Annotated in this window: 16 protein-coding genes and 2 pseudogenes; 6 read left to right on the forward strand and 12 right to left on the reverse strand. The window is 64.2% G+C overall.

Going from position 1 to position 25,744, the window contains the following annotated elements:
- Positions 1-2 precede the first annotated feature (2 nt).
- Positions 3-941, reverse strand: a complete 939-nt coding sequence (locus V7066_RS18445) for an alpha/beta hydrolase (protein ID WP_442947345.1) — start codon at positions 939-941, stop codon at positions 3-5.
- Positions 942-1,019: 78 nt separating this feature from the next.
- Positions 1,020-3,452, reverse strand: coding sequence for a glycoside hydrolase family 3 protein (locus V7066_RS18450; RefSeq protein WP_334184443.1), 2,433 nt, complete (start codon positions 3,450-3,452; stop codon positions 1,020-1,022).
- 130 nt (positions 3,453-3,582) lie between these two features.
- Here V7066_RS18450 and V7066_RS18455 point away from each other — a divergent pair, with 130 nt between their 5' ends.
- From V7066_RS18455 to V7066_RS18475, 5 genes are all read left to right on the forward strand, one after another.
- Positions 3,583-4,671 (forward strand): LacI family DNA-binding transcriptional regulator, encoded by a 1,089-nt coding sequence (locus V7066_RS18455; protein WP_334184444.1) that lies wholly within the window; start codon positions 3,583-3,585, stop codon positions 4,669-4,671.
- A gap of 247 nt (positions 4,672-4,918) precedes the next feature.
- Positions 4,919-7,201, forward strand: coding sequence for a hypothetical protein (locus tag V7066_RS18460; protein ID WP_334184445.1), 2,283 nt, complete (start codon positions 4,919-4,921; stop codon positions 7,199-7,201).
- Positions 7,198-8,835 (forward strand): DUF5597 domain-containing protein, encoded by a 1,638-nt coding sequence (locus tag V7066_RS18465; protein ID WP_442947343.1) that lies wholly within the window; start codon positions 7,198-7,200, stop codon positions 8,833-8,835. The genes V7066_RS18460 and V7066_RS18465 overlap by 4 nt, the downstream gene beginning before the upstream one ends.
- A 63-nt stretch (positions 8,836-8,898) precedes the next feature.
- Positions 8,899-10,548: an alpha-L-fucosidase gene (locus V7066_RS18470; RefSeq protein ID WP_334184446.1), complete on the forward strand. Its 1,650-nt coding sequence runs from the start codon at positions 8,899-8,901 to the stop codon at positions 10,546-10,548.
- Positions 10,549-10,590: 42 nt separating this feature from the next.
- Positions 10,591-12,219, forward strand: a complete 1,629-nt coding sequence (locus V7066_RS18475) for a DUF5597 domain-containing protein (protein ID WP_334184447.1) — start codon at positions 10,591-10,593, stop codon at positions 12,217-12,219.
- Positions 12,220-12,372: 153 nt separating this feature from the next.
- On the opposite strand, the gene V7066_RS18480 is transcribed toward V7066_RS18475, so the two are convergent.
- The 4 genes from V7066_RS18480 to V7066_RS18495 all read right to left on the reverse strand — a co-directional run bounded on the left by V7066_RS18480 (position 12,373) and on the right by V7066_RS18495 (position 19,523).
- Complete coding sequence (locus V7066_RS18480) at positions 12,373-13,983, reverse strand: family 43 glycosylhydrolase (RefSeq protein ID WP_334184448.1); 1,611 nt, start codon at positions 13,981-13,983, stop codon at positions 12,373-12,375.
- Between the two features lie 10 nt (positions 13,984-13,993).
- On the reverse strand, positions 13,994-15,550 hold the full coding sequence (locus V7066_RS18485; protein ID WP_334184449.1) for a GH39 family glycosyl hydrolase: 1,557 nt from the start codon (positions 15,548-15,550) through the stop codon (positions 13,994-13,996).
- Between the two features lie 99 nt (positions 15,551-15,649).
- Positions 15,650-17,134 carry a GH1 family beta-glucosidase gene (locus tag V7066_RS18490; protein ID WP_334184450.1) on the reverse strand — a complete coding sequence of 495 codons (1,485 nt, stop codon included), beginning with the start codon at positions 17,132-17,134 and terminating at the stop codon, positions 15,650-15,652.
- Between the two features lie 34 nt (positions 17,135-17,168).
- Positions 17,169-19,523, reverse strand: coding sequence for a glycoside hydrolase family 31 protein (locus tag V7066_RS18495; protein ID WP_334184451.1), 2,355 nt, complete (start codon positions 19,521-19,523; stop codon positions 17,169-17,171).
- A gap of 546 nt (positions 19,524-20,069) precedes the next feature.
- Here V7066_RS18495 and V7066_RS18500 point away from each other — a divergent pair.
- Positions 20,070-20,652: pseudogene (locus V7066_RS18500) on the forward strand (IS5 family transposase); the annotation flags it as partial.
- Positions 20,653-20,972: 320 nt separating this feature from the next.
- Here the strand turns inward: V7066_RS18500 and V7066_RS18505 are convergent.
- From V7066_RS18505 to V7066_RS18530, 6 genes and pseudogenes are all read right to left on the reverse strand, one after another.
- Positions 20,973-21,274 (reverse strand): annotated as a pseudogene (locus V7066_RS18505) (transposase); the annotation flags it as partial.
- A gap of 285 nt (positions 21,275-21,559) precedes the next feature.
- Positions 21,560-21,850 (reverse strand): hypothetical protein, encoded by a 291-nt coding sequence (locus tag V7066_RS18510; protein ID WP_334184452.1) that lies wholly within the window; start codon positions 21,848-21,850, stop codon positions 21,560-21,562.
- 100 nt (positions 21,851-21,950) lie between these two features.
- A complete protein-coding gene (locus V7066_RS18515) occupies positions 21,951-23,570 on the reverse strand; it encodes an FMN-binding glutamate synthase family protein (RefSeq protein WP_334184453.1) in 1,620 nt (539 codons plus the stop codon).
- A 143-nt stretch (positions 23,571-23,713) separates the two neighbouring features.
- On the reverse strand, positions 23,714-24,289 hold the full coding sequence (locus tag V7066_RS18520) for a hypothetical protein (RefSeq protein WP_334184454.1): 576 nt from the start codon (positions 24,287-24,289) through the stop codon (positions 23,714-23,716).
- A 53-nt stretch (positions 24,290-24,342) separates the two neighbouring features.
- Entirely contained in the window at positions 24,343-25,020 is a 678-nt protein-coding gene (locus tag V7066_RS18525) for a lysozyme inhibitor LprI family protein (protein ID WP_334184455.1), read from the reverse strand.
- A gap of 76 nt (positions 25,021-25,096) precedes the next feature.
- Positions 25,097-25,465, reverse strand: coding sequence for a hypothetical protein (locus V7066_RS18530; protein ID WP_334184456.1), 369 nt, complete (start codon positions 25,463-25,465; stop codon positions 25,097-25,099).
- Between the last annotated feature and the right edge of the window lie 279 nt (positions 25,466-25,744).

Genomic DNA, 25,744 nt, shown 5'->3' on the forward strand with positions numbered 1-25,744 from the left:
TCTCACGCGGTAAAGATCCCGTGGCGCTTGCCGTAGGCATGGAACAGGTCCGGCCAGATGTGAGCAGGCGTGTCGCCGCCGAGGCGCGCGCCGAAGCCATGGCCGCCCTTGTCGAAGCCATGAAATTCGACAGGCCGCTGTTTGGCCAGCATGGCGCCATACATGGCTAGACTGTTGCCGATCGGTACAAGGCCGTCGTCGCTGGAAGCCGTGAGAAATACCGGCGGCGTGTCTTCACTGACGCGATTCTCGACCGATCCGGCCTGCAACAGCGCCCCACTCGCACCTTCGCCCAACAGATTGTCGCGCGAGCCGCCATGCGTGAAGGACTGCGCGAGGCTGACTACCGGATAGATCATTCCGGCCAGGTCGGGACGGGCCGGGAGCGCGTCGGCCTTGTCGACGGGGGCATAGACCTGCTCGCCGAAACGCGTGGCGATCGATCCGGCGAGATGGCCGCCGGCCGAAAAGCCCAGAACAGCCACGCGCTTGGGGTCGATGCCGAATTCGGCCGCGCGCGAACGCACCAGTCGCACGGCGCGCTGGGCGTCCTGGAGCGGTACCGTCTCACGCTTGGTCCAGCCTTCGCCGGGCAGCCGGTAGGACAGGATGAAGCAGGTGACGCCTCGCGCGGTGAGCCAGCGCGCCTGTTCCTCGCCCTCGTTGTCCCAGGAAAGGAAGCCGTAGCCGCCACCGGGCAGCAGGATCACTGCCGAACCGTCGCGATAGGCAGGTTGGCGTACTTCGAGGCTGGGGGCGGCGATACCGGTGATCCAGCGGTCGTCGAAAGCGGGGTCCTTGCTCTGCTGCTGTACCTTGCGGACCGGCAGCCTGGCGGGCGCTCCCGGCGCCTTGCCCGGCCAGAGCGCGATCGAAGGGCCGGAATAGCCGATTGCGGTGGAACCGGCGATCGCCTTGCCCGAAGTGACGGCCGCAGCCATGCCGGCAGCCGCGATGCCGCCCAGCAGGGCGCGGCGCGAGGTAGAGGTCTTGTCGCTCACAACAGGTCTTCCTTGTGGTTATCGCGGGCAGACGGCGCCGGCCGGATCGGTGGCAATGCGCAAGTCGGAAATCGTGATCGTGAAGGGGGCGTTTGCACTCAGGGTGAAGGGCTGGCTGATGCCGCCCAGATAGGTGCCGTGATTGCCGAAGCACTTCAAGGGTATGCGCAGCGACGCCCACTTGCCCGGCTGGGCCAGCGCCGTGTCGATCCGGACCGGACCCGAGCCGAGCGCCAGCGTGACCGGACCCGTCGCCGCCTTGTCGACGCGGTATAGCACTTCCACGTTCATGTCGGCATTGGCCTCGCGTTCCAGCGTGAGGTTGGGGCCGAGTACCGAGGCCTTGCCCGCACCGGCAAACGCGAGCTGGATCGCGCCTTCCTGGCGGTCGGCACTGTCGATCAGCTTCTGGCTGACGGAAGCGCCGGTTTCCAGTCTGAACGGCTTGGCAACGATCCCATCGACCACGAACAGGCTGGAATTGGAGGCGGAAGCGTCGATACCCGGTTCCTCGCCGAGCGTGGCGACATGACCGCCCTTGGCATACGTCAGGCCATAGCCCAGCGGGAACAGCGGATCGTAGCCCGGCTGCCCCTTGTTAAGCACGAACTGCGCGGCGGTCTTCGGCCAGGAGAAGGAGAGGGTGCCGTGGAAGTCGGTCCTGCCGCCGACCAGCACGTCGGCCACGCCATTGCCTTCCGAACCGGGGAACCACGCGGCGACGAAAGCGTCGGAGGCATTGAGTTCCGGATTGACCCAGAGCGGGCGGCCCGAAAGGAAGACCGAGACGGTAGGGATGCCTGCCGCCTTCAGTTTCTTCAACAGCGCGAGCGATTTCTTGTTGCCCGGCTGGAACTCCAGCGAGCGGATATCGCCGCGCAGTTCGGCGTAAGGTTCCTCGCCGAAGACGACGATCGCGACATCCGGCCTCGCCGTGAAGCTGCCGTCAGGTGAAAGCACGGCCTTGCCGCCGCCGCCCTTCAGCGCATCGGCGATACCGGCGTAGATCGAGGTGGCGCCGGGGAAGTCGGCATTGCTGTTGCCGTCACCCTGCCACGACAGCGTCCAGCCGCCGGACTGGCGGCCGATGTCGTCCGCTGCGTCACCCGCGACGAGCACGGTCGCGCTGCTCTTGATCGGCAGCACGCCTTCGTTCTTCAGCAGGACAAGGCTTTCGCGCACGGCCTGACGGGCGATGGCGCGATGCGCGGCGGAGCCCATCTCCTGCGGCTTTTGATCGAAGGGACGCGCGGCGTCGAACAGGCCGAGCTTCATCTTCACGCGCAGGATGCGGCGCACGGCATCGTCGATCCGGCTCATCGGGATGGTGCCCGTCTTGGCGGCGGCGAGGGTCGTATCGAACAGGCCCTTCCAGCTGTCCGGCGCCATGGCCATGTCGAGCCCGGCATTGAAGGTCGCAGGGCAATCGGTGATGGTGCAGCCCGGGATCTGGCCGTGGCCGTTCCAGTCCCCCACCACGAAGCCTTGGAAGCCCATCCGGCCCTTCAGAACGTCCGTCAGCAGGGCCTTGTTGCCGTGCATCTTGGTGCCGTTCCAGCTGGAGAACGAGGCCATGACGGTCATCGTGCCGGCATTGACCGCGGCGGGATAACCGGCGTTGTGGATGCGGATCAGCGTGTCTTCATCGACGCGGGTATCGCCCTGATCGATGCCGTCATGCGTGCCGCCGTCACCGAGGAAATGCTTGACGCTGGCGGCGACGCGGCCCGCCTGAACGGTCGTTTGCGTGCCCGGTGCGCCCTGAAGGCCCTCGACCATCGGACCGGCATAGGACGCGACGACGGCAGGGTCTTCCGAGTACCCTTCGTAGGCGCGGCCCCAGCGATCGTCCTGCGGCACGGCGAGCGTCGGGCCGAAAGCCCAGTCGATGCCGGAGGCAGCGGTTTCGGCGGCGGTGGCCTTGCCGATCTCCCGCATCAGCGCCGGGTCGTGCATGGCGCCCAGCGCGCTGTTGTGTGGGAACAGGGTGGCGCCGACGACATTGCTGTTGCCGTGCACCGCGTCGACACCGAACATGATCGGGATCGGTTCGTGCCCGGTACGCTTTTCCAGCGCGACGGCGTTGAAGGCGCGTGAGGTGGCGACCCAGGCCGAGGCGGGCGAGCGGTCCGGAGCACCGATCGGCGGTGAATTGCCGCCTGCGAGAATCGAGCCGAGCGGATAGTCCTTGAGGTCTTCCGGCTTGATCGATGCCGTGTCGGCCTGGATCATCTGGCCGACTTTTTCGCGCAGGCTCATGCGCGCGATGATCGCGGTGATCCGCGCTTCGGTTTTCGCATCGACAAGGCCCGGGCTCTTCGCCGCGGGCCAGCGTTCGGGATGGACCGGCGTCGGCGCCGGGGCGTTTTGCGGCGCTTCGGCCTGAGCAAGTGCGACAGATGCACATGAAACCAGGGCAGCGGTCTGCAGCAAGCGGTAGATAGGCTTCATGACATCCTCTTCATTCCCAATCGGCCTTGTTTATGCGACGGGAAATGATTGCGCTACCATAAAGCCCTGTCGACAATGACGATCTTTGTTCAGGCTTTGCAGGATCGGGAGAACTGCTAGAGAACGCTCCATGTCCGAGAGTGAGCGCAAACGCCGCAGTTCGAAATCCCGCCAGAACAAGGCCCCCACGATCGCCGATGTCGCGGCGCTCGCCGGTGTCTCGATCATGACCGTTTCGCGCGTCATCAATTCCGAACCCAAAGTGCGGGCGTCAACCCGCGATACCGTGAACGCCGCCATCGCCAGGCTGAACTATGCGCCGAACCGCGCCGCCCGAAGCCTGGCAGGGGCCTCGCAATTGCGGCTGGGACTGCTCTATTCCAATCCGTCCGAGGCTTTTCTCAGCGCTTTCGTCGTCGGCAGTCTGGAGGAGGCAGGGCGTTCGGACGTGCAGATCATCGTGCAGAAGGTGGAGGACGGCGAAGATATCTGTCTTGCCGTGGAACGCATGGTGAGCGGCGGTGTCCACGGCGTGATCCTGCCGCCTCCGCTGAACGAGGCGAACGAAGTCCTCGCAGTACTGCGCAAGGCGAATGTACCGACCGTCGCGGTGACGACGGCCGTCCCGCATGAAGGTGTCGCCACGATCATGATCGACGACCGCAGCGCGGCACGGGACATGACGAGGCACCTGATCGAACTCGGTCATCGCCGGATCGGATTCGTCGCAGGGCACCCCGACCTTTCCGCCAGCAATGCCCGGTTCGAGGGTTATCGCGAAGCTCTGGTGGAGGCAGGCATCCCGTTCGATCAAGGCTTGGTGGCGCAGGGATACTTCACCTATCGCTCGGGCCTTGGTGCGGCAGAGCGATTGCTCTCGTTCGAGGATCCGCCCTCGGCCATATTCGCCAGCAATGACGACATGGCGGCTGCTGCCGTGGCGATCGCGCATCGTCGCGGGCTGGATGTACCGCGAGACCTTACCGTCTGCGGGTTCGACGATGTCGCCCTGGCCACGACGATCTGGCCCGAGTTGACGACTATCCAGCAACCGATCGTCGAAATGAGCCGCCGTGCAGTGGAACTGCTCGTTACCATGCTGCGAAACAAACGCGGGGATGAGATTGGCGATCAAAGGATCGAAATCGAGTATAAACTGGTAAGACGTCAGTCGGATGCGCCGCCGCTTCTCCGTTCGACATCCGGTCGATATGCATAGCGCCGCCGCCGCGGATCACATCGTAGACAGTATCGCTACCCATTGAGTTGGGAGGCGGTTTCTCACGTTTCACCCCTCCTCCGCGAACACACTATTTATTTTGCCGGTGCTATTCCTCTCGAGCGATGTTAGCGGTATCGATATTGAACCGCGCGACATCAAAATGGGTCATTAAATCCTTTGGTCGCAGGGGGAAACGAGAGGGGATAGGGCGACCGTGGGCATCAACGGGGCAAATGGAGTGCCATTGTTCGCGCTCGCAAAAGCGATTGCGGCGGGGCTTTTTGTCAGCGCCGTGCCTGGCGTTGCTACGGCTGCCGGTTCATCCTCCCACATCGATTCCTCCCTGCATGACGAAGTGGCCTACGACTGGCGCAGCGTGCGCGTAGGCGGTGGTGGTTTCACGCCGGGCATCATATTCAGTCCGGTCGAACGCGGGCTGGTCTGGCTGCGCAGCGATATGGGCGGCGCCTACCGCTGGGATGCAGCGGCGAAGCGGTGGCTTCCGCTTCAGGACCGCGTATCCGAAAGCAGCTTCATGGGTATCGAGAGCATTGCGCCCGATCCCGTCGATGCGGGGACGGTCTATCTTGCCGCCGGCATGAACTGGTCCGCCCCGGCCGCGATCTTCCGTTCCACGAACTATGGCAAGACCTGGCGCGAGACACGCGTGCCTTTCGCAATGGGCGGCAACGAGAATGGCAGGGGGCTGGGCGAGCGGCTCGCCATCAATCCCTTCGCACATGATCACCTGTTGTTCGGATCACGCCATCAGGGGCTCTGGGCCAGCGACGACGCCGGGGTGAACTGGCGCAAGCTAGATGCCTTCCCGCTTGCCGGACTGGGCCTGCCGACCAATCGGCGCGAGACGCATGGCGGTCTGTCGTTCGTGGTGTTCGATGCCAAAGTGCGGGACCGCGTCTTCGTGGGAAGCGCCGATCCGGGCGCGCAGCATCTGTTCCGATCCGACGACGGTGGCAAGACATGGCGCGCGGTTACCGGCGGCCCGGCGAGCGACCTGCTGCCGGTGAAGGCCGTCATCGGCGGCGACGGCGTGCTGACGATCACCTACTGCGACGGCATCGGCCCCAACGGCATCACGCGCGGCGCGGTGTGGCGGTTCGATCCGGCACGCGGGACATGGCGTGACGTGACGCCAATCAAGGGCGCGCAGGCACCCATCGGCGGCTACATGGGCGTCGCTGTGGCCAGCGGCGATCCGCAGACCATCGCCGTCAGTACGGTGGACCGGGGCAAGCCTGTCGACACCGTGTGGCTCAGCCATGACGGCGGCACGCACTGGGACGAATTGTGGAAGCGGTCGGACCGCGACGTTTCGGCAACGCCCTTCCTCGATTTCGGCGCCAAGGCCAATTTCGGACACTGGATCGCGGGCCTTGCCATCGACCCGTTCGACGCGAACCACGCCGCCTACGTAACCGGCGCCACCGTCTATGCGACCGATGAATTGCAGAAGCCGGGCACCATGCAATGGGCGCCGTGGACGCAGGGGATCGAGCAGACCGCGATCATTACGCTGGTCAGCCCCACCGGCGGCGCGCATCTGGTTTCGGGTTTCGGCGACATTGGCGGCTTCCGCCATGACGACTTTGCCGTCTCGCCTTTCAGCCAGCATGTGAACCCGTTCCTGTCGAACACCAATACGCTCGATTACGGCGGCCGCGCGCCGCTGGTGATGGCGCGCAGCGGCAATACCCACGCCCGCGTGGTGCCGGATACCTCACTGGCGTGGTCGGCCGATGGCGGCGCGACGTGGCAGCCGTTGCACGTGCCCAGCGGCGTCCCGCACGCAGACGGCACGCCCCTGCCGGAAGAGACGGGCAATGCGGCGATCACCGTTTCAGCCGACGGCCAAACATTCCTTGTCGAGACTGACCAGCCCCGCATGACCCGGGATCGTGGCGTGACGTGGCAGGCGGTGAGCGGCTTGCCGAGCCGCACCCGCGTCACTTCGGACAAGCAGGACGCCAAACGCTTTTACGCCATCGATTTCACGAACAGCCGCGTGGTGCGCAGCGACGATGGCGGCGCCCGGTTCCATTCCGTCGCGGGCAAGGGCTTGCCGATGGACCTTGCCGCCGCGCGCAACGACAACCGCGAGGCACCGCCGCCGATTCTGGCCGACGCCAACCGCGCGGGCGCGCTCTGGCTCAATCTGGGCGGCGCGCTCTATCGCTCGACCGACTTCGGCGAGACATGGGCGCGCACCGGACAGGCAATCAGCGTCGAGCGCTACGGCCTTGGCAAAGCCGCACCGGGCCGCAAGGACGCCGCGCTCTATGCGCTGGGCACCTTCGGAGGACTGCGCGCGATCTGGCGCTCCATCGACGGCGGCGCGACATGGCAGCGGATCAATGACGAGGCCCATCAGTGGGGCCTGCGCATCCGCGTGATTTCGGGCGACCCGCGCCAGTTCGGGCGCATCTACATCGGCACCGATGGCCGGGGGATCGTTTATGGCGATCCAGAAGTGCGGCCTGCCCAGAAGGCCGGGAAGGGGACAGAATGAAAAGACAGAACTTCACCGCATCGCTCATGCTTGCAGCCGCTATTGCCGCCGCGGCGCCGGTTCATGCCCAGGATGCGGCGACCCCAATTCCCCGCCTTGAAAGCCGCGACGGCCGCCATGCGCTGATCGTCGACGGCAAGCCGTTCCTGATGCTGGGCGCGCAGGCGAACAATTCCAGCAACTATCCCGCCATGCTGGATTCCGTCTGGCCGGTGCTCGATGCGATGCATGCCAACACGCTGGAAATCCCGGTCTCCTGGGAACAGGCGGAGCCGGTCGAGGGCAAGTTCGATTTCACCTTCCTCCAGAATCTGCTCGACGCCGCGCGTGCGCATGACAAGCGGGTGGTGCTGCTGTGGTTCGGCACCTGGAAGAACACCAGCCCCAGCTATACCCCGCCTTGGGTGAAGCTGGACAACAAGCGCTTCCCGCGCATGAAGGCGCCGGACGGTTCGGACCACTACGTGCTGACGCCGCTGTCGCAGAACACCATGGCGGCGGACCGCCGCGCTTTCGTGAAGGTGATGGAATACCTGCGCGACCATGACCGGCAGAATACCGTGATCATGGTCCAGCCGGAGAACGAGACCGGGTCCTATCGCGTGCCGCGCGATTTCTCGGCAGAGGCGAACACGCTGTTCGCCAAGCCGATTCCGGCGACATTGGCGAAGAAGACGGGCAAGTCCGGCACCTGGGAAGCGGCCTTCGGCAAGCAGGCCCCGCGCGCGTTCAATACCTGGTACGTCGCGCAGTTCGTGAACGCGCTGGCAGAGGCGGGCAAGGCAGTGAAGCCGCTGCCGATGTACGTCAACGCCTCGCTCGCCGGGCCGTCCAACGTGCCCGACCCCACCGGCGTCGCCAGCGGCGGCCCGCAGTGGGACGTGCTGGACATCTGGAAGGCGGGCGCCCCGGCGATCGACTTCGCCGCGCCCGACATCTACGATCGCAACAGCGGCAACGTCATCCAGTACCTGGACAAGTACACCCGTCCCGACAATGCGCTGATGGTGCCGGAAATCGGCAACGCAAAGGAGTTCGCGCGCTTCTTCTGGGCCACGATCGGCCGCGGCGGCATCGGTTTTGCACCGTTCGGCATGGATGACACCGGCTACTTCAACTATCCTCTGGGCGCGACCGCGCTGGACAAGGAGACGCTGGCTGCCTTCGCGCTGCCCTATGGTACGCTGGCACCGATCGCCGGCGATTGGGCGAAGATCGCCGCATCGCGTCCGACCTGGGGCACCGCAAAGCCGGACGATAGTTCGGTGCGCGAAGCCGTGATGGGCAAGTGGAAGATCTCGGCCGACTGGGGCCAATGGCAGTTCGGCCAGAAGGACTGGACCTGGATCCCCACCAAGCCCGCACCCTGGGCCGATCAGCCGGTGGGCGGCGTGGCCGTGGCCCAGCTTTCCGACACCGAATACCTCGTCATGGGCGATCACGTCCGCGTCAATTTCTCGCCCGCCAAGGGCGAGAAAAACGGCGTGATCGTCGCCGTGGAGGAGGGCACGTTCAAGGATGGGAAGTGGGTGACCACGCGTGTCTGGAACGGCGATCAAACCGACTACGGCGTCAACCTGATCGACCGCCCGCAGGTGTTGAAGATCACCACAGGCTTCTATTCGTCGAAGTAACGCACCCGAGGGGCAAAGGATAATCACGATGGCTCGCATACTCCTTTGCAGCAGGTGCAATCCGTGAAGGGGCTGAGGCCGGATCGTCGCCGCTTTCTGGCGGGCGCGCTTGCCGCAGGAGCCTCGGCGCGGCCGCTTGCTGCCGCTGCCGTTTCAACTGGCGCGACCGCAGGCCCGGTGCAGGCGAACTGGTCCTCGCTGGTCGAACACTATCGTTATCCCGACTGGTTCCGCGATGCCAAGTTCGGCATCTGGTCGCATTGGGGCCCGCAGGCGGTGCCCGAACAAGGCGATTGGTACGGACGCTTCCTCTACATGCAGGGGCATCCGATGTACGAGCATCACCTGAAGACCTACGGCCATCCCACCGATACCGGCATGATGGAAATCCAGAACCGCTGGAAGGCGGAAGCCTGGGATCCGGAGGGGCTGATGCAGCGCTACGTGAAAGCGGGCGCGAAGTATTTCGTCTCGCTCGCCTGCCATCACGACAATCTCGATTGCTTCGACAGTTCGCACCACGCCTGGAACTCACAGCGGGTGGGGCCGGGCCGCGATGTGGTGGGCACCTGGGAAAAGGCCGCGCGTGCGGCGGGGCTGAAGTTCGGCGTTTCCAACCATATCTCGCACGCATGGCACTGGTATCAGCCGGCCTATGCCTACGATCCCGAAGGCCCGCGCAAGGGCGAGCGGTACGACGCCTACAAGCTGACCAAGGCCGATGGCGCGGGCAAATGGTGGGACGGGCTGGACCCGCAGGAACTCTACACCGGCCCCCACATGGTCGCGCCCGATGGGATCGACAGTGTCGAGGCAATGAACGCCTGGCACGACAAGAACGATGGCCAATGGATCGAAACCGCCCCGCCTGGAGATGAGACTTTCGCGCGCCAGTGGCTGCTGCGGCAGATGGACCTTGTGGCCAAGTACCGGCCGGACTTCTGCTACTTCGACAATTACGAGCTGCCCTTCGGCCAATACGGCCTGGCGGCGGCGGCGGACTACTACAACCGCTCCATCGAATGGCACGGCAAGATCGACGTGGTGCTCACCGCCAAGCAATTGAAATCCTACGCCCGCTTCGGATTGGTGCAGGACGTGGAGCGCGGCTTTACCGACCACCTGTGGGACGAGCCTTGGCAGACCGACACCTGCATCGGCGACTGGTTCTACAACCGGAACCGCTTCACGCAGAAGAGCTACGTCGGCGCGCAGGGTGTACTGCAGCGTTTGGCCGATGTCGTCTCCAAGAACGGCAACCTCCTGCTCTCGATCCCCCAGCGCGGTGACGGCACCATCGATAGCGAGGAAGAGAAGATCCTCGACGATCTTGCAGGCTGGATGGCGGTGAACGGGCAGGCGGTGTTCGGATCGCGGCCCTGGCACATCTATGGCGAGGGGCCGACCGTGCTCTCCGTCGGGATGCAGAACGAGGGCGGTTTCAAGGGCTTCGTCGAAGGCGACGTGCGCTTCACGGTGAAGGACGGTGCGCTCTATCTCTATTCGCTGGTGGCGCCGGGTAAGCCGCTTTCCGTCAAGGCGCTGGGCCGCCGCGCGATGGCACAGGCCGGCAAGGGGCAGGTCGCGAAAGTCACCCTGCTGGGCGGCGGCGCGGTGCGGTTCCGTCAGCGTGAAGACGCGATGGAGATCGACCTGCCGCGCGGCCTTGGCGTGGTCCCGGTCCTGAAAATCGAAGGGCGCGGCGTGGCCTGAGTGGCCCGACGGAAAGCTTACCTGAAAGGAACCCAAACCGACATGAGCAGCACCTGGAAGACCATCGCGGCCCTCTGCGCTGCTCTCGCCGTCAACTCGCCCACAGCATCGGCCGCGTCCGAGGATGTACCCCATATCGTCACCCAAAACGGTCGCCATGCGCTGATCGTCGATAGCGCTCCGTTCCTGATGCTGGGGGCGCAGATCAACAACTCCAGCGCCTGGCCTGCCACGCTGCCCAAAGTCTGGCCGACGATGGCGGCGATGCACGTCAACACCGTGGAAGTGCCGATCGGCTGGGAGCAGATAGAGCCCGAGGAAGGCCGCTTCGATTTCGCTTTCGTCGACCAGCTGCTCGAACAGGCGCGCGCACAGCACGTGCGGCTGGTGCTGCTGTGGTTCGGCACGTGGAAGAACACCAATCCGCAATATACGCCGCGCTGGGTGAAGCTGGACAATGCCCGCTTCCCGCGCATGCGCCGCGCGGACGGGACGCTGCATTACGCCCTTTCTCCATTCGGCAAGGCGACGCTGGCGGCGGACAGCAAGGCCTTCGCCGCGCTGATGGCGCATCTGGCGCAAGTCGATCGGCAGAACACCGTCATCATGATGCAGGTGCAGAACGAGGCGGGTTCCTACGGCCTGGCGCGCGATCATTCGCCCGAGGCCAATGCCGCCTTCGCCGCGCCCGTGCCCGAAGCGCTGCGTAAGCGCCTCGGCAAACCCTCTGGCAGTTGGAGCACGCTGTTCGGCCGCGATGCCGAGCTCTATTTCCACGCCTGGCACGTCGCCAGCTACATCGACAAGGTGGCGGCGGCGGGCAAGGCGGTGAAGCCGCTGCCGATGTACGTCAACGCCGCGCTGCCCGGCGATCCCTTCACCTGGCAGGACCCGAACACTTACGCCAGCGGCGGCCCGGCCAATACGGTGATCGACGTCTACAAGGCTGCGGCTCCACACCTCGATCTGGTGGCGCCGGACATCTACAACCCGAAGCACAAGGCCTATCTCGGTTTCCTTGAAGCCTATCGCCGGGCGGACAATCCGCTGTTCGTGCCGGAAACCGGTCACGCCCCCGAATATGCGCGCCACTTCTTCGCCGCCCTCGGCCGGGGCGCGATCGGCTGGTCGCCCTTCGGTATCGACCCGCTGCGCTATCGCCCCAGTTTGCCGCTGACATCGAAGCTGGATGACGCGGCGATCGCGCCTTTCGCGGCGAACTACGCCCTGTTCGCACCGATGGCCCGCGTATGGGCAAAGCTGGCCTTCGAGGGCAAAGTCTGGGGCGCCTCCGAACCCGAAGACCCCGCCGATGGCCACAAGCAGGTGATCCCGCTGGGCAAGTACGTCGCCACCGCCAATTTCGGCAACGGAGACTTCGGCCCGACCGACCCCAAGGGCAATGCCAAGCCGACAGGCGGCGTCGCCATCGCCGAGATCGGCCCGAATGAATACCTCGTGACCGGCTACTTCGCCCGGGTGGACTTTGCGATGTCTGATCCGAAAGCTGCCAACCTCATCCTCGACCGGGTGGAGGAGGGCACTTACGATGCTGAAGGCCGGTGGCAGTTCCAGCGCCTATGGAACGGCGATCAGGTGGACTGGGGCCTGAACTTCACCGCCGCCCCGCAAGTGCTACATGTGAAGCTGGCGACCTATCCGATCCGCTAGGAACTTCCGGACGGCACGGCGAACGACTCCCTATCATCGTCATTGCGAGGAGGCGAAGCCGACGCGGCAATCCAGAGCGGCGTAGGACTGCTCTGGATTGCTTCGCTACGCTCGCAATGACGAAAAGGCAGACGAAAGGCTCCCGAAGAGCCGTCAGACCGCCCGATACCGGAAGTCGCGCAACCGGGCCTGACCGCTGCCCGCCACATAGATTCCAAAGCGCAGGCTGAGGAAGCCGCCGAAGACGTTGTGGTGGATGCCAGACACTTCCATGCGGGTGCCGTGGCGCTGCCAGTGCCGGCCCTCGTCATACGAATAGTACCACGTGACCACATTCTCGTGGTTGGTGACGCGCAGACGCACACTGCGGGCCTTGTGCGACACCCCCGCCCAAGGCAGGTCTTCCGAATATTCGTAGATCTTCAGCTTCTCGGGCGTGAAGCCCAGTCCGACGAAAGCCTTGTGGTTGTAGAACAGCAGGATTCCCGCCTCGCCGTCTCCGGTAAGATCGATCGAGACTTCGGCTTCGTAGCTGCGGTCGCCCACGAGGCAGGTCAGCGGCGAGGAATCTGCAGGGGAAGCGCCGCTGCCCGCGATCACCAGTCCGCCCGGCTCGTAGCGCGCCCGCTCCGCTTCGCCGCGCTTGGGGGCGTGGAAGCTCCACTGCACGCCGAAGCGGTCTTTCGCGAACTCGTCCGACAGGCCCGGCGCCGAGGCGCTGGGAATGCCGCCCTTCGGCTTTGGCAAGGGGAGCGAAAGGTCGCCGCCTTTCGCGCGGAACCAGCCGTCCGCCGTCCACTCGATCGGCTCCAGCAGGGTCTGCCGGCCCAGCGTGCGCATGCCGTTTTCATAGCCGTGATAGACCATCCACCAGTCGCCCGCCGGGCCTTCGACCAGCGTGGCATGACCGCGCGACCACCATGGTTCGTCCACGCTGACCGTGCGCACCAGCGGATTGCGGGGGCAGTGCTCCCATGGCCCGTTGATCGAGCGCGAGCGGGCGGCGATCACCATGTGCCCGGTCACCGGCCCGGCCGTGCCGCCGATGGCGGTGACGAGATAGAACCATTCGCCCTTGCGCAGCAGCTTGGGGCCTTCGGGCGCGAAGTTCTCCACCACCCAGTCGTCCGGGTAGCGCCAGGGGTTATAGGCCTGCTCCAGCGTGCCGTCGGTCGCGAGGCCGTCATCGGTCAGGCGGACCCGGCGAATGCCGTTGGTGAAAAGATAGCGCTTGCCGTCCTCGCCGACGATATGGCCCGGATCGATCGCACCGCGAATGCCGAGGTCGATCGGTTCGCTCCACGGCCCGGCGATGTCATCCGCCCAGATCACGTAGATCGACCAGCCTTCGCCCTTGGGATCGGCGGGGATGTAGATGAAATAGCGGCCCTCGTGCTTCACCAGATCGACCGCCCAGATGGTGCCGAGATTGCGGTGCAGCGCCGGCCCCACCGGCGCCCAGTTGATCAGATCGGTCGAGCGCCAGATCACCAGCCCCGGGTAGGAATCGAACGACGAATGGGTCATGTAATAGACCCCGCCGTCTTTCAGGATCGTCGGATCGGCGTGATCGCCCGAGATGATCGGATTGCGATAGAGCCCATTGCCGAGATCGGCCTTGCGCTGGCCTTCTGCACCCGTGCCCCACTGCTGCGCCGCGCCGGGCTTCGCGCCGGTCAGGGCATTTGCCAGCGAGGGCGTAAGAGAGGGGAGGGCCGCCCCGGCCAAGGCGCCCCCGAACATCGTGCGGCGGGTAACGTCCATCGTGGTTTCCTTAGTTCGAGGCGGGTTCGAGCGTGACCAGCGCCACGTCGTTGCTGCGCATCGGGACTTCGACCGTGGCGGTGCCGTCCTTGCCGACGCGGACCAGTCGGTCCTGTTCGGGCCGGTCGGCGGTTTCCTGCTGAAGCTGCGCCAGTTGCGCGGGTGAAAGCGCGGCGGGCATGCCCATGTCGATGTAGGATGAAAGCGGGTCGTTCAGGCGATAGCCGGTCTTGTGGACCTGCAGGCGATAACTGCCCTTGGCCACGTGGCTGAACCGGAACGTCACCGGCTTGCCGGGCGTGGCGGGCACTTGCCGGGTGTAGAACGGCTTGTTGCTGACGCCCTGCACCGGCTGCTGGAAATCCCAGACGAGCGCGGCGATGCGCTTGCCGTCGCGGGCCGCCATCGCCTGCGTATCGCCGGTGGCAAGGGCCTGCCCGCGAACGGCGTTGAGGTACTTGTACGCGAACCATGCGGGCTTGCGGATGCCCTCCCGGTTCATCAGGCCGAAACCGCCGTGGAACGGGGTTGGCGGTGGGCCGGGTTCCTCGAACAGGTCGGTATAGGCCCAGTAGCTCATGCCCTGGACCATGCCCTGCGTCGCCTTCAGCTTGCTGAGGATATAGGGCGCGCTGACATAGCTGTCGTGAACGAAGTCCCGCGGGGTGTAGCTGGTGCTCCATTCGGTGAAGAACAGCGGGATGCCGGGGAAGGCCGATGCCTCGATCTCGCCGCGCACCTTGCGCACGTCGCCGGTGATGGCGTCGGGCGAGGGCGATAGCTTGGTGTCCTGCTTGCCCTGCTCGTCCAGAAAACCGCCGTCGACGCCGTAAGTATGCGTCGCCACGAAGTCGACCGGCAGCTTGTTGTCCGATGCGTACTTCAGGAATTCGGGCACCCAGGCCGCGCCTGCGGTGGCGGGGCCGCCGACGCGCAGCCTGGGGTCGATCGCCTTGATGGTGGCGACCGTATCTCCGTAAAGTTCGAAATAGGCCTGCTGGTCCGCCTTTTCCCAGAAACCGTCGAGGTTGGGCTCGTTCCACAGCTCGAAGTACCAGCTGCGCACTTCCTCGGCGCCGTAGCGTTCGCGCAGGTGGGTGACGAAGGCCTGGATCAGGTCCCGCCACATCTTCGGATCGGGGTGGGAGGTATTGCCCTTCCAGTAGAACAGTTGCTGGTCGGAGGTGCGCATGACCGCCGGGGTCCAGCCGAGTTCGACGAACGGCCTGATGCGCTTGGCCAGAAGCCCGTCGTAGAGCTGGTCGATCTTCGTCCAGTCATAGGCGATCCGGCCGTCCACCTTGCGCACCGTGCCCAGCACGTCGTGGAAGATGTCGTGGAAGCGGATATAGCGGAATCCCAGTTCGTCGGACGCCTGCTTGAGCTGCGCCTGACTGTCTTCGCGGATCAGCGTGCCGGGGAAGTCCGAACCCACCGAAAGGTCGAAGAACCGGTCCACCGGCCCGGTCGGTGCGGCAGTGTCGATGGCGATTTCGCGCGTTTCTGCAGCCATGGCCGGCTGTGCCAGAACGACTGTTGCAAGAGCCGTGAGGCCGATCCTGAGCATTCTTCCCCCCTCCGTTCGCGCGCCGTGGAGCGCCATCATTTATGCTGTAATTCTTTTGGCGCCGTCCCGGACTCGGTCCGGGACGGCGTTATGTCGGGTTTAGACCAGCCGGTTGGTGCGGATCAGTTCGCGGTACCAGTCGGCGCTGAGCTTGGGCGTGCGCTTCAGCGTCTTGAAGTCGACATGGTGGATGCCGAACAGCTTGGTATAGCCGTCCTCCCACTCGAAGTTGTCCATCAGGCTCCACAGGAAGTAGCCTTCCACCGGATAGCCCTCGCGCGCGGCGCGTTGCAGGTGGGTCAGATAGTTGCGCAAGTACATGACGCGATCCGCGTCGTAGACCTTGCCGTCCTGCGCCACCGGATCGTCGGCCGAGCAGCCGTTTTCCGAAATGTAGATCTTCTTCGGTTTCCACAGCTCGCTGACGGTGCGCACGCCCCAGTACAGCGCTTCCGGACCGACATAGAGCCAGGGCGAGGCCATGCGCGGCGAGTTGGCGAGGTGGGGCAGGATCTCGTAGCCGCTGGGCGTATCCGCGGCCCGCACGAAATTGGGCGTGTAGATGTTGAGCGACACGAAATCGAGCGGTGCGCCGATCGCCTTCATGTCGCCCGCCTTCACCTTGGGCGCATCCTTGCCCTGCGCGGCAAGATAGCTGTCGAGATAGCGCCCTTCGAGGATCGCGGTGAGGAACATCGCGTTATCCTCGCGCATGGCCTTCCGGGTTGCCTCGATGTGCTCGGGCGTCTCGATCGCGGGCACGAAGATCGTCGCGTTGTCGGCGATGCCGACCTCGGTGCCGGGCCGGGCCGCGGCACGGATCGCCTGGACGCCGAGGCCGTGGGCGAGAACGCCGTGATGGCGGACCTGGTTCACTTGGTCCATCGGCAGTTTGAGACCGGGCGCCTTGCCGCCAGTCATGTAGGAAAGGTCGGTGAAGCAGCGCAGTTCGTTCACCGTCATGATGTGCTTCACGCGGTCAGAGACCTTGCCCGCCATGTAGCCCGCATAGTCGGCGAAGGCATAGGCGGTGTCGCGCGACTGCCAGCCGCCCTGGAGACCGGTGGGCAGGTCCCAGTGGAACAGCGTCATGTGCGGCTGGATGCCCGCCGCCAGCAGACCGTCGATCAGGCGGTTGTAGTAGTCGAGCCCCTTCTGGTTCGGCTTGCCCCGGCCTTCGGGGAAGATGCGAGACCAGGCCACGGAGAAGCGATAGGCCTTGGCGCCCAGCGCCTTGAGCAGGGCGATGTCTTCCTCATAGCGGTGGTAGCTGTCGCAGGCGACATCGCCGGTGCCGCCGTCGGTGGTCTTGCCCGGCGTGTGCGAGAACACGTCCCAATTGGTCTCGCCGCGTCCGTCCTCCTTGACGCCGCCCTCGATCTGGTAGGCTGCGGTAGCGCAGCCCCAGAGGAAGTCGGCGGGGAAGGACAGCGCTTCGGCGGCACTGGCGCCGCCGTTCGCAGGCGTCGGCGATGCCATTGGGGCCGCCACACCCTGTGCAGCCGCGCCCTTGCCCCCCAGCGCCGCGCCGAGAGCGGCGGCACCAAGGCCCATGCCAAGCTGGCGGCGGTTGATTCCGGTCATTTCTGGTAATCTCCCGAAGTCTTGCAAGCGGCGTTCACTGCCCGCCCATGATCCTGACGAGGCCGTTCAGCGACTGCCCGGTCGGCAGCGGCTGGCGGCTGGTGAGCTTGCCGGTCGCATCGTCCCACACGAGTTCGGCCTTCTTGCCGCCGGACTTGCGATAGGCATTGGTGGTGCCGTCATCGTCGTAGAGCGTGAAGGTGGCATTGGCGCCCGGATAGACGCGAATGCTCTCGATCGGCTGCTTGGTGGCGGTGCTTTCCACCTGGGCACCGATGGGGACGATCGATCCGGCCTTCACGAATACCGGGATGCGCTCGATCGGCGTATCGACTTCCACTGTCTGGCCGCCTTCGAACCGCTGATTGGTCCAGTAGTCGTACCAAGCGGTTCCGGCGGGAAGATAGACCGAGCGCTTCGTCTGACCCTGCTCGGTAACGGGAGCGACGAGGAAGGCCTTGCCCAGCATGTACTCGTCACCGATGGTCGGGACCTTGGGATCGTTCGGGAAGTCCATGAACAGCGCGCGCATGAACGGCGCGCCGGTCTCGTAAGTGCCGCGCCCCAGCGAATAGAGGTACGGGATCAGCGAATAGCGCAGGCGCAGCCAGTCCGCCAGGATCGGTTCGGCTGCCTTGCCGTATTCCCACAGCGCGCTGCCGGGCCGCTGGCCATGGATGCGCAGGGTCGGCGTGAAGACGCTATATTCGAACCAGCGCACGAAAAGTTCCGGGTAATCGGTATAGTCCGCACCCATCGCCGTCGCGCCCGCAGGATCGACGAGCACCGGATGCTGCGCCTTCGGTCCGTTGGGCCACTGCCAGCCGCCGATGTCGCTGCCCCAGTAGGCGAGGCCGGAAGCGGTGAAGCCGAGGCCCGCCGGAACCTGCCGCTGAAGCGCATCCCAGGTCGACTTGATGTCCGACGACCAGAACAGCCCGCCCGTGCGCTGCGAACCGAGATAGGCGGCGCGCGAAAGGATCAGGTTGCGGAACCCCGGTCGGTCGCGCTCGGACCCTGCCGCGACGCCGCTGGTATGCACCAGCGGGAACAGGTTGTGATAGCGGTCGCCCGATCCGATCGAGTAGAAATAGCCGTCCGGCACCAGGTCCGGCTCGGTTTCGTCCAGCCAGAACCAGTCGAAGCCTTCCGAGGCGATATTGTCGCGCAGCTTGCCCCAGAACCACTCGCGCGCTTCGGGATTGGTGCTGTCGATCAGGGCGCCTGCGCGGTCGGAACGCACCGGCAGTCCGTCCACGGCATTGCCGTCCTTGTCCTTGAGCAGCCAGCCCTTGGCGGACAGCATGTCGAAGTAGCGCGATTCCCGCTCGAAGCGCGGCCAGACGCTGATGATCGAGCGCATGCCCATCGCCTTGAGCTGGTCGTTCATGCCCTTGGGATCGGGAAAATAGGTGCGGTCGATATCGAGCTGGCCCATGCGCGACCAGTAGAACCAGTCGAGCACCATGACGTCGATCGGCAGCTTTCGCTGGCGATAGCCCTGCGCGATGTCGAGCAGTTCCTTCTGCGTCTCGTAGCGCGCCTTGCTCTGGATCAGGCCGAAGGCGGCCTTGGGCGGCAGCGGGGTCTGGCCGGTGAGCTTCGCATAACCCGCATAGAGTTCATCGGTAGTCTTGCCGGTGATGACGAAGAACGAGACGCGCTCGCCGACTTGCGACTGGAACCGGGTGCTGCCGTGGAGCCCGGGCCAGACGGTGGTGCGGGCCGGGTTGTCCCAGACGATCCCGTACCCCTTGTTCGTGACCATGAACGGCACGCAGACCGTTTCGCCCGCAGGCGCATCGTAATTGTGCGCGCAGTCGATCTGCCGGCCCCTGAGGTCCAGCAGGCCTTCCTGGTTCTGGCCGAGGCCGTAATAGTGTTCGTCGGCCGGAGCGTCGAACGACGCGCCCATCTTGAAGGTCTGTTCGCCGTTGACGGTGACGGGCGCCATTTCCCACCCGGTCATCTTCGTCAGCAGCAAACCGTCCGCGTTCTTCACCGAAAGACTGACCGGCGGAAGCGAGGGCGCGAAGTAGCGCTGCATCATCGTCGGCGCGGGCGGATAGGGTTTCGCATCGATGGTGAGCGTCAGGGCGGAAGACGTGAACACATCGCCGGAGGCATCGGCACGATGGGCCCAGCCGGTGGCATCGGCCTTGGCATTCGGACCGTCACCGGGCGCGGCGCTTGCGAGCGCGGGGTCGAGGGCGATCGTCACCCGCACGATGTTGGGCGCGTAAGGCTCTACCGCGACGCGGCTGCCATTGCGGTCCAGCAGGGCCATCGGTTCCGCATGGGCGGCGCCGGCACCAAGCGCCAGCCATGACAGGCCCAGAGCGATGGTTGTCTTATATGCGGTTCTGCCGGCGGTTGCCTTGTCCTTCATTCCGAAATCCTCCCTCTATAGCCATTTCCCGAAATTCGGGTGCAGCTTGCCTCTTTCAGGCAACAGCCTGTGTGCAATCGATATTCATGAGCGGGCCGACCAGCCCTGGATGCTCCGATCAAGGCTTGTCAGCACAATCATTCCGCAAACCGGCAAGACCGGAACAGTAAATTCGCAGATCACCAGATCGGCATCCTCATCAACGCTTCGAATCCGCCGAAACTCATGTTTCAGTCTGCGATCACCAATACGAGGCTTTTTGGTACCGCTATCAATTGCTTCTGTCGAGCAGGATATTACGCATTGATGGTATTCCCGACATCAATGTTCTTGGCCAACGCTGGCGGCGGTTTAGCGAAACCCATATGGAAGGCCCCCTAAAATTGCCCGCACCAGATATGGTGTCTGGCATCTCCCGAGTGCTATCTGTCGGGCGAGGACGATTGGTAAGTAAGTTCAATCATGTGCCTGTCGTAGCGGAATAGGACCTAAGACACCGCTTGAGAATGGGTTGATGGGGCGGTTCGGGCGTAATTCAAGCTTTGGATGTGGCCCCGAGCGAGCCGGAACCGGATGGTTGGTTTTGAAAAGCGATCGAAGCGCTACCCGACCGATCTGACGGACGGAGAATGGCTGCTTATTCAACCGTTCCTCCCGCCGGTGGCCAAGCGCGGGCGCAAGCCGGCGAGGGACCTGCGTGATGTCCTCGATGCGCTTCGCTATCTGGCCCGAACAGGTGGTGGATGGCGGATGTCGCCGAATGACTTCCGCGTTGGCAAACGGTATATTGGTGGTTCCGTACGCTTCGTGCGCCGCCTACTGTTCCGACGACTTCACACTAATGCTCGACCGTGAACGCGAAGGGCGTGAGCAGAACCCGACGGCCGCCGTCGTGGATAGCCAGTCCATCAAAGCGCCAGCAGCGGAAAGGCGGGGGTTTGATGCGGGCAAGATAGTTATCGGCCGTAAACGGCACATTGCCGTAGACACCGATGGCCGATTGCTCATGCTCAATCTCACCACTGCCGACATCTCAGACAGCGCTGGCGCTCAAGCGATCGTCGCGGCCGTTCGCAAGCGATGGCCTTGGCTGGAGCATTTGTTCGCCGACGGCGCCTATGACCGCACCCGCCAACATTTCGAACATTCAGGTCGCCGGCTGGCACTTGATCGTGATGCGACTGTAGCCACCTCTATTACCCGGCGGCAAGCGAGGGATATACCAACGGTCGTCAAGGACAACCATTTTTGGATCTTTCTGCCTGCTGTCTTCTGGTTCGCACAGCGATGCCGGAGGTCTTTTTCTTGGGTTCGTTTTTACCGCTCTGACCGTCCTCCTTGGAGGCCCGATTGGCTTTGTCTTTTTGACCGGCGTGATAGAAGGAATTGAGCGGCGCGGCAGTGCAGACTAGAGGGCGCACTACCGCCGTTATGATGTGTGATTCCTCGCAGATAGCTGACGATTTCCCGAGCGCGATCAGGCCTCACATTTTTCGGCGGATGACATCCTGCAGCATCTCCTTGTCCAGGCTCAGGTTCTCCACGAGGCGCTTGAGGCGGACATTTTCCTCCCCCAGTTGCTTCAGCCGCTTGATCTCCGACGGCATCAAGCCGCCATATTTGCTCCGCCATTGATAGTAAGTTTAAATTGAGATGTCCGCCTTCCGGCACACCTCCTCAACGCTCGTTCCGTCCTCAGCCTGCTTGAGAATGAATGCGATCTGTTGCTCGCTGAATTTCGACGTTTCCATCCACGGTTTCCCTTGTTCGGCCTTCGCCAAACCTAACCGAGAATTTCTCTCCAAACTCGGACCAGTGTACGGGGAGCAGGTCAACCCGCGACCGCCTGGTGCCCGGTGCTTCTGATCCCATTTGCCACCGCCGATCTCGGTATAGTAGTTCGGGCGGTAGACGAGCGAGGTCTTATAGCCGAGCGTTCCGAAGAGGTACGAATTCAGCGCGCCGATATAGGGACCGCTGAGCTAACGGTCGGCGGCATCGTATTCCGGAGCCTCGCCGGCATCGTCGACGTCCGTTCAGGTGAAGCGCGCGTCCAGTCGGCCGATCGTCCTGCCTTGGTCGCGCAGCAGTTCCTTGTGGAAGCGGGAGAGGTCCACGCGCAGGTCGTTGCGCAGGGTGAAGGCCTCGGAAAGTCCCGTGTAGCCGCTCATATGGCGGGCGACGGCCGCGTTTTCCTCGGGCGTGATATCCGAGCGCTTGAACATGGCCGATGCGTAAGGGCCGAAGGTCCATTGCCGGACCTCGCTGAGCCACGGTTCGAGCGCCGCCGGCCGGCGTCGTTCCGGCTTTGCCGGATACGGCGCCAAACCCCTGATCTGTCGTTGATATTATATCGTATACGCATTAGCTAGGGGAGGTGCCGCCGGAAACGTCTCCCAGTGCGATGTGTAACGGGCGCCCGGCCGATCAGGCCGGCGCGAAACTTTCGGCGCTCGCCCGCGCCCAGCTGTCGCTGTAGAAGCTGGACGTGGAGCGCCCTTCGATCAGATCGTTCGGCTCGGCGAAGTAATGCATGCGGTCGAATTGCCGGATTTCGACGTTGTTCACCCGGTGGACGAGGTGGTGCGGCAGTAGTTCCTCGGGATGGGAGAGACCGGCGGCGGCCAGCATTTCCGCCAGGGCCTGGACCGTCCGCTCATGATAACGCCAGACGCGCTCCGCCTTGTCCGGCACGACGAGCGCCCGGCTGCGCTTCACGTCCTGCGTCGCGACGCCGACCGGGCAGCGATTGGTGTGGCAGCTCATCGACTGGATGCAGCCCAGCGCGAACATGTAGCCACGGGCGGCATTGACCCAGTCCGCCCCGATGGCCAGCACGGCGGCCAGATCGAACGCGCTCGTCAGTCGGCCCGCCACGCCGATCCTGATGCGGTCGCGCAGCCCGGCGCCGACCAGGGTATTGTGGACGAACAACAGGCCCTCGCGCATCGGTACGCCGATGTGATCGCTGAACTCGACCGGCGCAGCGCCCGTCCCGCCCTCGCCGCCGTCGACGACGATGAAGTCGGGCACGATCCCGGTCGCCAGCATCGCCTTGACGATCGCCATGAATTCCCAGGGCAGGCCGATGCAGAGCTTGAAGCCCACCGGCTTTCCGCCCGAAAGCGTCCGCAGTTCCTGGAGGAAGGCGATCATCTCCGTCGGAGTGGAAAAGGCGGAATGGCGCGCCGGTGAAACGCAGTCGACGCCCATCGGCACGCCGCGCGTTTCGGCGATTTCCCGCGTTACCTTGCGGGCGGGCAGGACGCCGCCATGGCCGGGCTTCGCACCCTGGCTCAGCTTCAGCTCGATCATCTTGACCTGCGGCGAGGCGGCCTGGGCGGCAAAGCGCTCCGGATCGAAGTGCCCCTGTTCATCGCGGCACCCGAAATAGCCGCTGGCGATCTGCCAGACGATATCGCCGCCGTTCTCGCGGTGATAGGCACTGAGGCTGCCTTCACCGGTGTCATGGTAGAACCCGCCCAGTGCCGCGCCCTTGTTGAGCGCCCGGATCGCATTGGCCGACAACGCGCCGAAACTCATAGCGGAAATATTGAAGATGCTGGCCGAGTAGGGCTGGGCGCACTGCTCGTTGCCGATGGTGATGCGAAACGAGGCCGGATCGGGCACGGGGGCCGGGGTCAGGGAATGCTGGATGAATTCGTAATCGATTGCGTAGACGTCCCGGATCGTCCCGAAAGGATGGTCGGAGGCGGCCTCCTTGGCCCGGCGATAGACGGTCGAGCGCTGCTCGCGGGAGAAGGGCGTCGCGTCCGTGTCGCTTTCCAGCAGATACTGGCGGATTTCCGGCCGGATCATCTCCACCATCCAGCGGATATGGCCGATTACGGGATAGTTGCGCAGCACCGAGTGTCGGGTCTGGAAGAGATCCCAGCATCCCAACAGGGTCAGAAAGCCGGACAGCGCAATCAGCGCACCGCCCCAGAAACCGCCCAGAGAACCCGACTGCCGCGATAGCAGCGCGGCGATGAAGACCGCCGCACACAGGATGAAAGCGGTGTAGCGGCCCAGTCGGAATTTCGTCATTGCCCAATCTCGGTGGTTGTTTTGTCCTGTCTGGGGGCAGCGTTAGGCCGTCGCGGTCGCCTTGGAAAGCGTCGGTGCGGTTTGAAGGGAGGGCGAGAGGCCGTCCCGCGCGGTCTGCGCGATAACGGCCTCAGGCCTTCGCCTTATCCTGCGGCAATGTCCGCAGCGGGATAGCTTTCGCTGTCAGAGGGGCATTTGCCCTGCTTCATGATGCTCGAGTGCTTGGGTTCGAACCACTGCGATGCTTGGAAATCCTCATAATCGCCAAGGCCGTCATAGATGCAGACTTCGGGCTTCGAGCCGTCCGGGGCGATCACGACCGACCAGTTGTAGCGGTCCTCGGCCCGTTTCGCGCCGCCCCACACGAGCAGGCGTCCTCCCTTGACCTTGACGATCGGGACTTCCAGTTCGCCCGGTTCGATCACGGCGCGCTGCTTCGCGTCGGGAACCGCCATCTTGATGGCGGCCTTGACCGCCGGATTATCGAGGAAGCGATGGCCATCTACGACTTCCGACGGGTATTTGCCGATGTAGGGCGTCAGGTCGATCCGGTCGTTGGCGGCGGACTCGGCGGTTGCGGCCGTGACCGGAGCCTTCGCCGCTTCGCTCCCGGTTGCCGCCGGGGTTTCAGTGGCGGCAGCTTTGTCGGAAGTGTCCGCTGTCTGGCCGCATCCTGCCAGAGCCAGAACGGCAAGAGCCGTGAAACCAAACTTCTTCATAGGATTTCCTTCATTTTTGGCGGTGCCCGTCAAATCATTTTCAGACAGGCCAGTCATTTTCCAACCGGGAAGAACCCGCCCGCAAGGCCGCCGTTCATGCCGCAATACTCGACGGCGCCGGGTTCGGTGACGATGAGGCTGGTTCCCCGGTGGTCGATGTCGAATCGGGCATCGGCAGGATCGGTGACGTGGGCCTGCCATTGCCCCGTGCCCTTGGCGGCGATCGTGCCGGTTGCCTGACAGACCCAATGGCCGCCGGTCGGCTCGGCAGTGTTGGCTTCGAACGTGAGGGCACCGGATCGGCTGCGGGAAACGACGATCTCGCCGGAGAGATTGCGCCATTTTCCGATCAGCCCCGGCGTCGGCCCCGGACGAATGGCATTCAGGAAGGCGAGGCGGCTGCGCAAAGCCAGACTGAGGTCTGCGAACGTGCGATCGAGGTAGGTGCCGTCGCGCAAGCCGATGAACCACTTCTGGTCCGCTCGCAGTTTATCGGCCGAGGGCTTGTCCATCTGCTTGAGCAATATCGCGTAGCGGGCGGCGATCTGGCGATCGAGCGAGGCCAGTGTCGGGCTGGCGCAGATAGCCTTCTCGGCTTGCGAGGAGGCGCGCCGACAATCGAACGAGGGGCCGTTTCCGGGTGCGGCAAGGGCAGTCTGCGGAAGCGCGGAGGCGAGCGACGCCAGCGCCACACTCGCCGCTGGCGCGAGCCATGAAGGGAAGGATGCCACTATGATATCTCCATCGAGGCGTGAGAGGGGAAAACGGGAAAGGTCGGTGCCGGGCGGCGGATCATCGCGCTCAGGGTCACTGCAAACGTCCTTCCGGCGGCGGCTTCTCCATGCGCGGCGTGTGATAGCCCTGGCTATGGGTGCCGGTCAGCACGCGGCCTTCGCAGGTCATCTTCGTCGTGCGATAGGAGTAGGAGATCTTCAGATATCCGGCTTCCGGATCAGCATGGTAGGTCTCGTCAAGGAAGGCATGGCAGGCGGCGAAGTCCTTGAATTCCTGCCGTGGGATCGGAATGGGCGGGAGATGGCCGCTGGCACGCGCGGCGGATGCCGGATGGCACAGCAATACGATAGCTGAGACGAGGCCGCTCCGCTGGCCGAGCATTGCGAAAGCGTTGCGAACCAAAGCATTGTCTCCCGTTGCGGAAACATGATCGGTGTTCAATTTTTTCCTGTCAAGAAAATAATCGATGTTTAATTATGGGGTTTCCGGGCCGGCAAAGGCGGTTCGTGTGGCGGATCCCATCGGGCAAACTGGTTCTCTATCGCCACTTATCTGGCGGATCGGCTCCTTGCCGGGCCGCCAGATGATCTCAAGGACGAAGTCCTGATAGATTGCCGCATCCATAAGGCGGAGCAGGGCAGGGGCATTACTGGCAGGTCGCGACCAAATTAAGTCGTTCGCCAATCTAAATGCGAACGGCAGAATATCGCCAACTGCTCG

Source organism: Novosphingobium sp. (assembly GCF_036820275.1).
Lineage (GTDB): Bacteria > Pseudomonadota > Alphaproteobacteria > Sphingomonadales > Sphingomonadaceae > Novosphingobium.